Genomic DNA, 13,346 nt, shown 5'->3' with positions numbered 1-13,346 from the left:
CCGCCGGCAGCGTCGTCCGACACGGCCGGCGCCGGAGCCTGTTCGCAGGGAACGCCAGCACGGAAGGGAGCGTTGAGGCAGACATGCACAACCATTTCAACGGGCTCAAGACCGCAGCCCTCTTCGGCGGAATCTTCGCCCTCCTGCTCGCCATCGGTGGCGTCATCTCGGCTTCGACGGGCAGCTCGGCGTTCATCTGGCTCTTCGCCCTCTTCGGCGTCGGCATGACCGCCTACGGCTACTGGAACTCCGACAAGCTCGCCATCAAGGCGATGCACGCCTACCCCGTCAGCGAGGCGCAGGCGCCGGCGATGTACCGCATCGTCCGGGAGCTCTCGACCGCTGCTGGCAAGCCGATGCCCAAGCTGTTCATCAGCCCCACGGCCGCGCCCAACGCGTTCGCCACGGGCCGCAACCCCGAGAACGCCGCCGTCTGCTGCACCGAGGGCATCCTGGGGCTGCTCGACGAGCGCGAGCTGCGCGGGGTCCTCGGGCACGAGCTGATGCACGTCTACAACCGCGACATCCTCACCGGTTCGGTGGCGGCGGCCGTGGCCGGCGTGATCACGTCGGTGGCCCAGATGCTCATGTTCGCAGGCATGTTCGGCGGCGGCGGCAACGACGAGGACCGGCCCAACCCGATCGCCATGCTGGCCATGGCGCTCCTCGCGCCGTTCGCCGCGATGATGATCCAGATGGCCATCAGCCGCACCCGTGAGTACGACGCCGACGAGGACGGCGCCAAGCTCACCGGCGACCCGCTGGCGCTCGCCTCGGCGCTGCGCAAGCTCGAGGTCGGCGTGGCCGCGGCGCCCCTGCAGCCGACGCCCGCCATCCAGAACACCAGCCACATGATGATCGCCAACCCGTTCCGGCCGCAGGACGTGTCGCGGTTCTTCTCGACCCACCCGCCGATGACCGAGCGGATCGCCCGACTCGAGCAGCAGGCGTACGGGTTCCGCCAGCGCTGATCCGTCCGTTCCACCCCGGTTGAGGCCGATTCGCACCGCCCCTCCCGAGACTCCCGCCGCGACACTCGGGAGGGGCGGGAATGAAGTTCTGGCGGATTCACGTTATGGTTGCTGCAGTTGCAGTTCCTCGTGTGAGTGGGCCCGCCAGTGTGCGGGCCTTTTCCGTAAGCGGTGTATTCCGTGTCGTGGTGATTTCGCAGCTGGTGGTCCGCATCCGCGGCCACATCGGCCAATTAGGAAAGAGTTATCCCATGGCACAGGGAACAGTGAAGTGGTTCAACGCTGAGAAGGGCTTCGGCTTCATCGAGCAGGACGGCGGCGGCGCCGACGTCTTCGTGCACTACAGCGCGATCGAGTCCGGTGGCTACCGCTCGCTCGACGAGGCACAGCGTGTCGAGTTCGACATCACGCAGGGCCCGAAGGGTCCCCAGGCGGAGAAGGTCACGGTCATCTGACCTTGCCCCACCTCTGAACTTCAGTTCGAAGCCCCCGGCCGCCCGCGGCCGGGGGCTTCGGCGTTCCCCGGCACGATGGCTGGTTGAATCGGTCCCATGCCTTCCCTGACCCGGACCGAAGCACGTCGGCGATCCGAGCTCCTGACCGTGACGAGCATGGACGTCGACCTCGACCTCGACCGGGGTGCGGAGACCTTCGGCTCCCGGACGACGATCGCGTTCCGGTGCGCCGAGCCCGGCGCCACGACCTTCGTCGACGTCCTGCCGACGGAGCTGACCTCCATCGTCCTCAACGGCCGGGCCCTCGACGTGGGCGGTCTGGTGGACGGCCGGGTCGAGCTGGTCGACCTCGAGGCCGAGAACGTCCTCGAGGTCGAGGCGACGATGGCCTACAGCCGCGACGGGCAGGGCCTGCACCGCGCGGTCGACCCCGCCGACGGCGAGCACTACGTCTACGGCCACCTGTTCCTCGACGCGGCCCCCCGGGTCTTCGCCTGCTTCGACCAGCCCGACCTCAAGGCGCCCTACACGCTGACCGTCACGGCCCCGGAGGCCTGGCTCGTCCTCGGCAACGGCGCGGCCACCCGGGTCTCGCCCGGTCGCTGGGAGCTCGCCACCACGCGAGCCCTGGCCACGTACTTCGTCACGGTCTGCGCCGGGCCCTACGCGTCCGTGCTCGACGAGCACGACGGCATACCGCTGGGCATCCACGCCAGGGCCTCCCTGCGCACCCACCTCGAACGCGAGGCGGTGCAGATGCTCGAGGTGACCAAGGCGAGCTTCGACTACTACCACTCGCTGTTCGGCATCCGGTACCCCTTCGGGGAGTACCACCAGGTGTTCGTGCCCGAGTTCAACGCCGGCGCGATGGAGAACCCGGGCTGCGTGACGTTCCGCGACACCATGGTCTTCCGCGGCGCCGCAGCCCGTGACGAGGTGCTCTCACGCACCAACACCATCGCCCACGAGATGGCCCACATGTGGTTCGGCGACCTGGTCACCATGCAGTGGTGGGACGACCTGTGGCTCAACGAGTCGTTCGCCGAGTACATGGCGCACCGCACCTGTGTCGCGGCGACCGAGTTCACCGACGCCTGGGTCGACTCGACGGTGGCCCGCAAGGCTTGGGGGTATGCCGCGGAGCGCACCCCTTCGACGCACCCGGTGGCCGGGTCGGCGGCGCCGGACGCCCAGGCGGCGTTGCAGGACTTCGACGGCATCTCCTACGCCAAGGGCGCCGCCACCCTGCGCCAGCTGATCGCCCACATCGGCGACGACGCCTTCATCGCGGGCGTCGGGGACTACCTGCGCCAGCACGCCTACGGCAACGGCACGCTGGCCGACTTCATGGGGTTCATGGAGCGCGCCAGTGGGCAGACGTTGGCTGACTGGAGCCACGCCTGGCTGCTGACCGCCGGGGTGGACGTGATCTCCGTCGACCGTGCGAGCGGTGCCGTGGAGCGCACGGCGCCCACCCAGTACCCGGCCGACCGGCCGCACACCATGGACGTTGCCGGGTTCGCCGATGGCGCGGAGGTCTTCCGGGTGCCGGTGACCCTGACCCAGGACCACACAGTCGTCGACGCCCTGCGCGACGCCCCCGCCGCCGACCTCGTCGTGCCCAATGCCTCCGACCTCACCTGGGCGACGGTGGCCCTCGATGCCCAGTCGGTGGGGGCCGTCCCCACGGCCCTCGCCGCCGTGCCCGACGTGCAGGCGCGGGCCGTGGTCTGGATCGCGCTGATCGACGGCGCCTGCCTCGGCACCATCGACCCCCGGGTGCTCGTGCGGACCTTTGGCGAGGCGTGGCCCGTCGAGGACAACGACTCGGTGCTCAACCGCACCTCGATGTCGTTGCTGGGCAGGATCATCCCGACGTTCCTGCCTCCGGCCGAGCACGAGTGGGCCCAGCGGGTCGTCGCTACCTCGGCCGGGCAGGTGCTCGCCGCGGCGCAACCCGGGTCGACCCGTGCGCTGGTCGCTGCCCGGACCCTGGCGCGGTCCACGGACGACGAGTCCCTGCTGCGCGCCTGGGCCGCGGCCAAGGACCGTCCGGCCGGTCTCGAGGAGGACTCCGACTTCGGCTGGATCGCGGTGCGCAACCTGGCGGCGCGGGGGCTGGTGGACCAGGACTTCGTCGAGGGTCGCCGCGCGGACGACGACACCCTCCAGGGGCGGCTCAACGCCCTCCAGGCCCGGGCCGCGATGCCCGGCGCCGACGCGAAGGCGTGGGCGTGGGCGGAGCTCACCGCCAACCGGTCCCGCTCGAACTACGAGCTCAACGCGCTCGCCCAGGGCTTCTGGCTCACCGACGACCTCGCCGTCGTGCGGCCGTATGCCGAGCGCTACTTCACCGACGTGCCGGCGATGCGCCAGTGGGTGGGGGAGGACGCCATCGCCCGTGTCGCGAGCCTGGCCTACCCCGGCCGGGTGGTCGAGGACGCGACGGTCGAACGCAGCGAGGCGGCCCTGCGTGAGCGCGGCCTCAGCGCGGCGGTGCGGCGGTCGATGGTCGACGGGGAGTCCCAGCTGCGTGAGGCGTTGCGCTCCCGCGCGACCTTCGGCTGAGGCGGCGAACTGCCCCGCCGGCACGGCGGTTGACCACGTCTGTGCAGGTCAGACGGCCACGAGTCGAGGATCTCTGGACGATTTGCCATCGTTTTGGGGGTATCGTTGCCACCGGCGAGGCCCTCGGGATGTCAGTTGACGTTCAGCTCCGTCTACGGAGGTCTGGATGGGTGTTCCTCGATGAACCGACTGACTGAAGGCCTGGTGCTCGGTGAGCGCTACGTGCTGGGAGCCCGCATCGCGTCGGGGGGCATGGCCGACGTGTGGGCCGGCACCGACCAGGTGCTGCAGCGCTCCGTCGCCGTCAAGGTGATGCGACCCGACACCGGTCACGAGGAGCTCTTCGCGCTCCGCTTCCGCGACGAGGCGGTGCACTCGGCAGCCCTGCTGCACCCCAACATCGCCACGCTCTTCGACTACGGCGAGGACGACGGCCTGGCCTTCCTCGTCATGGAGCTGGTCAAGGGCGAGCCCCTGTCCATGTTGCTCAAGCGCCGCGGCCCCCTCGACCCGGCAGAGGTGCGCTCGCTCGTGGGTCAGGCTGCGATGGCGCTGGGCGTGGCCCACGAGGCTCGCGTGATCCACCGCGACGTCAAGCCCGCCAACATCCTCGTGCGTCCCGACGGCCTGGTGAAGCTCACCGACTTCGGGATCGCCCGCGCCCTCGACGCCGCGGGCCACACGAGGGCCGGCGAGATGCTCGGCACCCCCGACTACATCAGCCCCGAGCAGGCGATGGGTGAGATCGCGACCGGCGCGAGCGACCTCTACGCGCTGGGTGTCGTGGCGCACGAGATGCTCTCCGGCCGCAAGCCCTTTGACCGTGGCACGCCCGTCGCGACCGCGCTCAGCCACGTGAACGAACCCCCGCCTCCGCTCCCGGAGGGGGTGCCCGAGGACCTCGCGTCCCTCGTCACGGACTGCCTCGCCAAGAACCCCGCCGACCGGCCCGCGAACGCACGCGAGGTCGCGTCCCGGGTCGGCATCGGCGACCACGAGATGGCCGGGCTCGCCCTGGGGCTGGCCAGCGCGCTTGACAGCTGGGTCGATGACGACTCACCTGACACCGACGGCTCGGTGATCCGGTTCCCCGACCTGGGTGGCCCCACGATGGCCATGCAGACCGAGCAGGGCACCGCCTAGAACAACCACCACGGACAGGTATGCCGCCGTCCCCGGCCGGGGACGGCGGCATACCACCGCCTCGTCAGCGCCTGTGGGCGCGAAGGTCAGCGGTAGTTGGTGAACTGGATCGCGAAGTCGAGGTCGTCCTTGCTCTTGAGCAGGGCCTGGACGGCCTGCAGGTCGTCGCGCGACTTGCTCGTGACGCGCAGCTCGTCGCCCTGGATCTGCGACTTGACCGACTTCGGGCCCTCGTCGCGGATGATCTTGCCGACCTTCTTGGCGTTCTCCTGCGAGATGCCCTCCTGGAGGCCGACCTCGAGGCGGTACTCCTTGCCGGAGAGCTGCGGACCGCGCTCCGGCACGTCGAGGTGCTTGAGCGAGACCTTGCGCTTGACCAGCCAGGTCTGGAACACGTCGAGGACGGCGTTGGCGCGCTCCTCGGTGTTGGCCTTGATGACCACCTTGTCCTCGCCGCTGGCCTCGATGGACGCGCCGACGTTCTTGAAGTCGTAGCGGGTCGCCACCTCGCGCGAGGCGCTGTTGAGGGCGTTGGCGACCTCCTGGTGGTCGATCTTGCTGACGATGTCGAACGAGCTGTCGGCCATGGTGGCGTGTCCTTCCTGGGCGTCACACGGCAGTCACCCGGTCGGGGGACCACCGGTTTCGGCATTCGTGGTTGTCCTTGCTATCCTTCCACGCGCACCAAGGCAGGTTGCCCGAGCGGCCAATGGGAGTGGACTGTAAATCCATCGCGAAAGCTTCGAAGGTTCGAATCCTTCACCTGCCACCCAGTGCTCAAGAAGGCCCCTGACCAGCGGAAACGCAGGTTTGGGGCCTTCTTTGTCGCCCCGTCTCGTGTCCGGCTGACGGCGGCCATTGGCGGCCTTCTACGGGTATCCGCGGGGAAATCGCGGGGAAATCCCGCCCCTTAGCCCTGCCCCAGGTCGACACGTTCACTGACTCTCCGGCGGCTGCAGGGCTGACGCGATCCGTAGCCGCGCAGACTCGTCCTGCCCCGAGATGCAGGTGGCGTAGACACGGAGGAGCACGTTCACGCTGTGGCCCGCCCACTCCGCGACCTGAGTTGCCGGCACGCCGGCGTTCAGCCACAGCGAGACGGCCGCGTGCCGCAGGTCATAGGGGCGTCTGCCGAGTGGCGAGTCGTACTCATCGTCGGTGAACACGGACCGACGGGCTCGGTCCCAGACCCGGTACACGATGCCCATCGACTGCGGACTCGCAAATGGCGGGGCGACGGGCACGCCAGCTCTGCCCGCGCGGGTGACGAAGAGGCGACCGCCGACGCCTGGTGGAAACTGCTGACTATGTCGGCTCAGGATCTCGACGAGTTCGGGTACCGCTGGCACCAGCCGGGTCGCGCGACGGGCGCGGTGCTTGAGTTCGCGATCTTCTGTGGGCAGTCCGCTGTCCGTCCACTCAGCACCGGTGGTCTGAGTCGACCCGACCAGGTGCAGGGTGCCCCAGCCCGGCTGACCGTGTGTGAGTTCTAGGTCCTTGAGCCTGAGGTGGCGCACCTCCGCCGGCCTCAGTGCGGCGTAATAGATGCAGGCGAAGAAGGCCTCTAGAGAGGGATAGGTGCGCCTCACTTCGGCGAGCAGCGCTCTTGCCTGACCGGGATTGACGACGACGCGACGGTCGACGACGTCGGTGTGGGCCGGCGGCTTCCACTTCACCTTGTCCATCGGGTTCCCGGGAAGGGCGCCGACCTCGACGCCATATTCGAAAGCGCTGTAGAGCGCCGAACGTTTGCGCGCGACAGTGCTGGGCGACGCCGCTCCACCATCGAGATTAAGCGCGAGCGCATCTAGAACGGGGCGCAGCCGCGAGGGCTCGGCGATTTCAGCAAGAGTGGGCGATCGACGCAACGCCCACGCGAGCGCCGCCGAGAATTCGTCGGGAGGAGAAGCTCCTGTCCCCTGCGACCTCCTCGCGCCGGTATTGAAGGCCCAGTGGGCGAGTGCTCGGCGAAGCACTCTTGGATCTGGCCCACCGGCCGGAAGGGCCGCGCAGGTGGCCGTGACGAGCCCGTCGGCAAGCCCCCGCCGGTGCTGGGGCGAGGCGTGCGCCCACTTCGTGTCGACGAAGGCACATGCGTGCTCGAACCAACTGGGACTGATGACCGCCCGGGCCGCCTGCGCCGGAAGGCCTGTGTCCAGGTCGAAGGGTTCCGCGTTCCGAATGCCGACCAAGAGGGTTGCCCTGAAGGACTCCGCGGACTTCACCGTGCGAAAGGTCCGTTGGAATGACTTTCCTGCGACCCTCCACCGAACCGAATGAGTCGTGTTGAGCTTGCCCTTGTAGGTGCGGACGCCCCAAACCCGAACCTCGAAGGACTGCGTCGAGTTCATGGGTATCAGGCCGACTGCTCCAGCGACTCAAGCCAGCGGTCGAAGTCCACCCGCTTGATTCGGAGATCCCCGTTGGGGAGTTTCAGGCATGGCGGCGCCTTGTGGGCGGCCCGCCAGTCATAGAAGGTCGAACGGGCGACACCCAACTCGGCGCAGACGTCCCTGACCGTCAGATGGATCCGCTCCACACGCTTCGCCTCAGACATGGCTGCCCCTTCTCAGCTACCGGCTATGAATAGACAACGCGGCGACCGGGGCACCATATGCAGCCGACGCCGACAAGCGGTCTCATCAAAGTCAGCGCGCATGCCGAGAGGGTGCAAAGGGACTGCTGAAGGTGCGGTGCGTCGACAGCTGAGGACTTGTCGCAGATCAGGTCCTGGGAAGACATGAAGCATCTTCATCATCAGCGTGGTGAAAGCGATAGTGATGAAGAAGCGAATGTGGACGAAGAGGCAGCAGTACCGGCCTAGCCGTTCAACTTCGCTGCCCGCTCCAGTCGGTCGAGGGCCTCGACGGCGTTCTCGACAGACATCGCGGAGTCGTCTTTGCGGCAATAGGTGAGCATCTTGCGCAGCCGTGAGCGGTCCTTCTTCACCAACTCAGTCTGCCGGAAGTCGCGAGCCGAGACGAGGTTGGCCAGGACAACGAAGTCGGTGCAGTGGCGCGTGCTGGCCCGGTCCGAGGCGATCTCGGTACGGGCCGCGGCCTTGCCGACGAGGGCTCCGACAAGGTTCGGGCGCAGGACGGTGCCAGTGCGGCCCATGGCCACAACGATGACTGGCTCGCTGCGATCTAGGGCCTGCGTCGTGCCGGGCGCTGAGATGGTCGGGGCTCCTCCGGCGCCGATGCGGGACGCTGCGCGTTCGCCGACACCTTCGGGGATGAGTACATCGATCTGGGCCTGGTCGCGGCGCCAGCGGTGCTGGATGCCGTCACCGGAGATGTCAGGGGTGAAGCCCATATCGCGCAGCGCGCCGGTGAAGGTCACGAGCATCGTTGGGGAGGCTCTGACGTTGACGACCGTGTCGACGTCGTTTGTCGGACGCGTTGGCGAGACACCGCGTTCGGCACAGTGCAAGTGCACCAGTTGACCGCCGATGAGGGCCCAGTCGGAGTCAAGGCGCTCGTAGAGATCCATGAGGGCATGCCAAGACTGCGTCTGGGCTTCGTTCATGGCAGGCAGCTCGACGGGGTCAGCCACTGTCTGCTCCGACGACGCGGGCCCCGCGGGCGACGAACCAGGCATGCACGTCGGCGACCGAGCGGACGGCTTCGCTCTTCTCGCGGACTCCGTCGTGCTCGGCCAGGTCGGCAGCGAGCGCGAGCGGGGAGCGGGCGATGTCGTCGAGGGCGACGAGTGGCCGGTTCATGTCGTCGGCATGCACGACATGGAAAATTACGTTGGCTCGGGAGCGGGAAGCGGGGGAGAGCAGGTAGTCGTCAACCAGGGCGTCGACGTCGTCGGCGGACACGTAGCCTTCGGCGACAGCACCGACGGACATGTTCGAGTCGGGAAGCGAGACGCCGGACAGGTGGACGCGCTCGTCGTCTCGGACGTCCGGCAGGTCGCGCGGGGAAGCCACGAAGAGGGCGCGCTCAGCCCGGTTACGCAGAGCGTGTACGAGATGGGCCGCGGCGTCCTCGAGCTCGGCGGAGGAGGCGAGGGCGAGCAGGCGCGCTAGCCGCGACCGGGCTCGGGACCTGGCCGAGGGGCTTAGTTTTGAGGCGGCCTGGTCACCGGCAGCCACGGCGAGCAGGTCCCATGCGGACTTCGACGACAGCGGACGCCCAGGCCCGGCGTGGTGTCTGATGCGAAGCAGGTCGTTCGTCTCGACGGCCCACTGGTTCCCAACCTTCTCCGCAGGCAAGGAGCCTTCCCGTATTCGCTGATGGATGCGCTGCGGATGGACGCCGAGCATCTCGGCAGCTTCGGCCACACTCACATGCACATCGGACATGTTGCCACTTCCCTATAAGTTCTTAGAGGTTTGCAGCAATCGTATAAGGACTTATAGGTTTCCAGCAAGCGTTGGTGAGCAATGAGCGCGGGGCCGACGCCGACAACGGGCGCCTCGCCCACCGGACCGGACGAAGGCGCCGTGCGACCAGCATGACCCGACTAGGGCCGACATTGAGGACCCGGCTCTGTCACGACAGCCCAACTCGAAGCCCGACGACGTGTGCGTGGTCCTACCCCGGGCAGCCGGAGCGCCTCCCTCGACTCGCCCTCGGCCCAAGCTGGCCAATCCCGATCCTCACCGGTGACCCATCGATACGCCCTTCCGGCACTGCCTCACGTGCCGACGCCAAGACTCCATGCCCCCGCCTGTCTCCCGTCATGCCCGCCCTACCCCACTCGCCCGCAGCCACGCCCAGCCGACCACCCTGATCCAGCCCTCATTCTCGTGCCACACGTCAGGCACCAAGGTGGGCCGGGTCCGATGGTGCCCCGTCGTGGTCGTTGCCTTGGCGTGACGATGTCGATGCGGCGGATGACGTTGGGTTCCGGGTTCCGGTACCTGATGTCGTCGGTAGCGCGTGCCGATCGGGAGGGTCCGACGGCGGATCCGTTGACGGCGTACTACGCGCAGGAGGGCACCCCGCCGGGCCGGTTCCTCGGCTCCGGGCTGGCTGGTCTGGCCGGTGGAAGGGGTGTCGAGTCGGGGTCGGTCGTTTCCGAGGAGCAGCTGTGGCGGATGCTCGGGATGTTGCAGGACCCGGTCACTGGTCAACCGCTGGGGCGTGCCCCGATCGCGGATCGTCCCGCGTGTCGTGATGCGGCGGGCAGGCGGCGTCCGGCGTCGCGGACGGTGGCTGGGTTCGACCTGACGTTCTCGGCCCCGAAGAGTGTGTCGGTGGCGTGGGCGCTTGCGGATGGGCCGACTCGGGAGCGGATCTACGCGGCGCACCAGCGGGCTTTGGAGTTCGTGATCGGGTACGCGGAGCGGGAGGTGTTCACCACCCGGACCGGGCGCGGCGGGGTGGTCAGCGAACCGGTCCGTGGCGTGGTCGCGGCGGGGTTTGACCACTGGGACTCCCGCGCGGGTGACCCGCAGCTGCACACCCACGTGGTGGTGCTGAACCGGGCACAGGCGGCCTCCGACGGGGCGTGGCGCACCCTGGACTCGCGCGCGTTGTTCAAGGCGAACGTCGCGCTCTCGGAGCTTTACAACGGGGCGCTGATGGACGAGCTCACGGCGGATCTGGGGTGGGGCTGGGAGGCCCAGCGCCGGGCCCGCTCCACGTCTCCGACGTGGGAGGTGACCGGAGTGGGCAAGGCGTTGCGGGAGGAGTTCTCGCAGCGCTCGACGGCGATCAACGCCGCCACCCAGGACCTGATCGCGGGCTTCGCCGCCTCCCGCGGGCGGCAGCCCGCTGCGGCTGAGGTGATCCGGCTACGGCAGCAGGCCACCCTGCAAACGCGACCTGCCAAGGAGCCGCGGCCGCTGATCGAGCTGGTCCGCGGCTGGCGCCACCGAGCCCAGCCGCACCTGAACCAGGAGCCGCAGGCTTGGGTGGCCACGCTGGCTGACCGGTGCGACGTGCCTGCCCTGAGTGCGGCCGACCTCGAGGACGGAATGCTCAAGGACGCCGCGACCGTGATCGTGGATGCGGTCGCCGCCCGGCGGGCGACGTTCACCCGCTCCAACGTGCTTGCAGAGGCATTGCGGCAGCTGCAGGGGGTTTGCTTCACCAGCCCGCACGAGCGCGCCCATGCGGCTGAACGAGTCACCGCCCTATCGTTGGAGGCCTCGGTGCAGCTGTCCCCACCAGACGTCGGGCGCGTCCCCGCCACACTCCAGCGCGCAGACGGTTCCACCCGTCTGCGGGCCCGTGACGCCACCATCTACACCACGACCCGGGTGCTGCAGGCGGAGGAACGGCTCCTCGCCGCAGGCCGCACCACCGAGGGACCCCAAGTGCCCGCAGTGGTGGCCGCGGCGACAGCTGGTGCGCCGTTGTCGGAGCGGGCAAGTGGTCGCCGGCTCACCGTCGAACAAGCCGAAGCGGTATGCCGCGTGGTCACCTCCGGCCGCGCCCTCGACGTGCTGGTCGGTGCGGCCGGGACCGGAAAGTCGACCACCATGGCCGGGGTGCGTGCCGCGTGGGAGGCGGCTTTCGGGCGGGGGAGTGTGGTCGGGCTCGCCCCGTCCGCCGCCGCGGCGGAGGTCCTCGCGGACGCGGTCGGGGTGCCGACGGAGAACACCGCCAAGTGGCTCACCGAACAGGGCCGGCAGGACCAGCGCCTTGCCGAGCTGGCCTCCCTCCAAGGCAAGCTGCGTGTCGCCAGCCCATCCCTGCGGACCCGCGCCATCACCCGCCGCGCTGGTCAGGTCAGGGCGGAGCTGGACCGGTGGCGGCTGCGCCGCGGCCAGCTGGTCATCGTCGACGAAGCCTCCATGGCCGGCACCCTCGAACTGGACACCCTGGTCGCGCACGCCCGGGAAGTTGGCGCGAAGGTGTTGCTGGTCGGCGACCCGGCCCAGCTGTCCCCGGTCGCCGCGGGCGGCGCCTTCCGGCTCCTGGTCACCGACCGCGCGGACGCGCTCGAGCTGGTTGACGTGCGGCGGTTCCGGCACGAATGGGAACGCAAAGCCAGCCTGGCCCTGCGCGACGGCCAACCCACCGCCGCCCACCCCTACTTCCACCATGGCCGCATCCAGGACGGCGACCGAGACACCATGATCGAGGCCATCTACCAGGCCTGGCGCGCCGACACTCGCGCCGGCCGCACCTCACTGATGGTGGCGGCCGACGCCGTCACGGTGGCCGAGCTCAACGCCCGCGCCCGCGCCGACCTCGTCGCCACCGGTCACGTCGCTGGCGATGGGGTCGCAACGGCTGACGGGACCACGATCGGGACCGGTGACGTCGTGGTCACCCGGCTCAACCAGCGCGACCTGCACGCCGCTGGTGGGTGGGTCAAGAACGGCGACCAGTGGACCGTCACCGCCGTCCACGACGACGGGTCGCTCACGGTCCACCGCACCAATAAGGCAGGAGCGGCGAGCTGGCTGCCGGCCGAGTACGTTCGCGAGCACGTCGAACTCGGCTACGCGACCACGGCCCACCGAGCTCAAGGCCGAACCGTCGACACCTGCCACGTCTACGTCAGTGCAGCGACCGTTCGGGAATCGCTCTACGTGATGGCCACCCGTGGCCGCGAGGCCAACCGGTTCTACGTCGACACCAGTTACGACCCCGACGCCGATACGGCACACGACCTCGCGGACCCGGTCCCGGTCAAGGAGGTGCTCAAGAAGGTGCTCGCCACGACCGGTGCCGATGTGTCGGCAACCCAAACCCGCGAGCATGAGGCTGCCGCGGCGAGCAGCCCGACCCGAATAGACGCCGAAGGCGCAGCCATCCAGCATCACCGGCGCGGCCAGCGATACACCGACCTGCTGCTCGCCGCGGGAGTCGCGCCCGAGCACATCGAAGCGGCCAAGGCTGCCAATCGCTGGCGCCCCACACTGGAGCGGATGCGATTGGCTGAACAGTTGGGTCTCGACCTGCGAGCTGCACTGCAGACCGCCAGCGAACGGCGTAAGCCCGACCAGCCGCTGCTGGCTGGAGTGGACGCCGGACTCGCTTCCTGGAACGCCGATCACGACACCCGCCGAGAGTGGGGCCCACGGATCCGGTACGAACCGACTGTCACGCTGTAACGGCGTCCCCGACTGGGACTGACTTCCAGCGGACCGGCCAATCAATGCCAGGCCCGATGAGGTCGCGCCAGAGAGCCCTGGGTGTCACCGATGTCGACTACCTGTGTCGACCCGCTGCTTTCCGATCTTCAGATAGACGCGAAGCCGCAGGTTAGTGGGGCCTTTTCGACGTGACGTGCGACATCT

At 68.9% G+C, this 13,346-nt stretch carries 10 protein-coding genes, 1 tRNA gene and 1 pseudogene; 6 read left to right on the top strand and 6 right to left on the bottom strand.

What is annotated here, in order from left to right:
- Window positions 1-83: 83 nt before the first annotated feature.
- The 4 genes from htpX (at window position 84) to AC1DX8_RS07680 (ending at window position 5,137) form a co-directional block, all read left to right on the top strand.
- Entirely contained in the window at window positions 84-971 is an 888-nt protein-coding gene (gene htpX, locus AC1DX8_RS07695; protein ID WP_477629326.1) for a zinc metalloprotease HtpX, read from the top strand.
- A gap of 251 nt (window positions 972-1,222) precedes the next feature.
- Entirely contained in the window at window positions 1,223-1,426 is a 204-nt protein-coding gene (locus tag AC1DX8_RS07690; protein WP_056924211.1) for a cold-shock protein, read from the top strand.
- A gap of 96 nt (window positions 1,427-1,522) precedes the next feature.
- Entirely contained in the window at window positions 1,523-3,994 is a 2,472-nt protein-coding gene (pepN, locus tag AC1DX8_RS07685) for an aminopeptidase N (RefSeq protein WP_477629325.1), read from the top strand.
- Window positions 3,995-4,174: 180 nt separating this feature from the next.
- Window positions 4,175-5,137 carry a serine/threonine-protein kinase gene (locus tag AC1DX8_RS07680; RefSeq protein ID WP_477629324.1) on the top strand — a complete coding sequence of 321 codons (963 nt, stop codon included), beginning with the start codon at window positions 4,175-4,177 and terminating at the stop codon, window positions 5,135-5,137.
- An 86-nt stretch (window positions 5,138-5,223) separates the two neighbouring features.
- On the opposite strand, the gene AC1DX8_RS07675 is transcribed toward AC1DX8_RS07680, so the two are convergent.
- Complete coding sequence (locus AC1DX8_RS07675) at window positions 5,224-5,724, bottom strand: YajQ family cyclic di-GMP-binding protein (protein ID WP_477629323.1); 501 nt, start codon at window positions 5,722-5,724, stop codon at window positions 5,224-5,226.
- Between the two features lie 101 nt (window positions 5,725-5,825).
- On the opposite strand from AC1DX8_RS07675, the gene AC1DX8_RS07670 reads away from it, so the two are divergent.
- Window positions 5,826-5,906: transfer RNA gene (locus tag AC1DX8_RS07670), tRNA-Tyr, on the top strand.
- A gap of 166 nt (window positions 5,907-6,072) precedes the next feature.
- Here the strand turns inward: AC1DX8_RS07670 and AC1DX8_RS07665 are convergent.
- The 5 genes and pseudogenes from AC1DX8_RS07665 to AC1DX8_RS07645 all read right to left on the bottom strand — a co-directional run.
- On the bottom strand, window positions 6,073-7,488 hold the full coding sequence (locus AC1DX8_RS07665) for a tyrosine-type recombinase/integrase (protein ID WP_477629322.1): 1,416 nt from the start codon (window positions 7,486-7,488) through the stop codon (window positions 6,073-6,075).
- 5 nt (window positions 7,489-7,493) lie between these two features.
- The gene (locus AC1DX8_RS07660) at window positions 7,494-7,694 is read right to left on the bottom strand and encodes a helix-turn-helix transcriptional regulator (RefSeq protein ID WP_477629321.1); all 201 of its coding nucleotides are present in this window, start codon (window positions 7,692-7,694) and stop codon (window positions 7,494-7,496) included.
- 263 nt (window positions 7,695-7,957) lie between these two features.
- Window positions 7,958-8,665 carry a hypothetical protein gene (locus tag AC1DX8_RS07655; RefSeq protein ID WP_477629320.1) on the bottom strand — a complete coding sequence of 236 codons (708 nt, stop codon included), beginning with the start codon at window positions 8,663-8,665 and terminating at the stop codon, window positions 7,958-7,960.
- 19 nt (window positions 8,666-8,684) lie between these two features.
- Window positions 8,685-9,239: a hypothetical protein gene (locus AC1DX8_RS07650; RefSeq protein ID WP_477629408.1), complete on the bottom strand. Its 555-nt coding sequence runs from the start codon at window positions 9,237-9,239 to the stop codon at window positions 8,685-8,687.
- A 75-nt stretch (window positions 9,240-9,314) separates the two neighbouring features.
- Window positions 9,315-9,449, bottom strand: a pseudogene (locus tag AC1DX8_RS07645) (helix-turn-helix domain-containing protein); the annotation flags it as partial.
- 483 nt (window positions 9,450-9,932) lie between these two features.
- Between AC1DX8_RS07645 and mobF the strand changes: the two are divergent.
- Window positions 9,933-13,160 carry a MobF family relaxase gene (gene mobF / locus AC1DX8_RS07640; protein ID WP_477629319.1) on the top strand — a complete coding sequence of 1,076 codons (3,228 nt, stop codon included), beginning with the start codon at window positions 9,933-9,935 and terminating at the stop codon, window positions 13,158-13,160.
- The last annotated feature ends 186 nt before the right edge of the window (window positions 13,161-13,346 follow it).

This window comes from Pedococcus sp. P2_A3 (assembly GCF_056405035.1).
The sequence above is the reverse complement of the archived record's forward strand: the minus strand, read 5'-3'. Positions and strand labels throughout refer to the sequence as shown.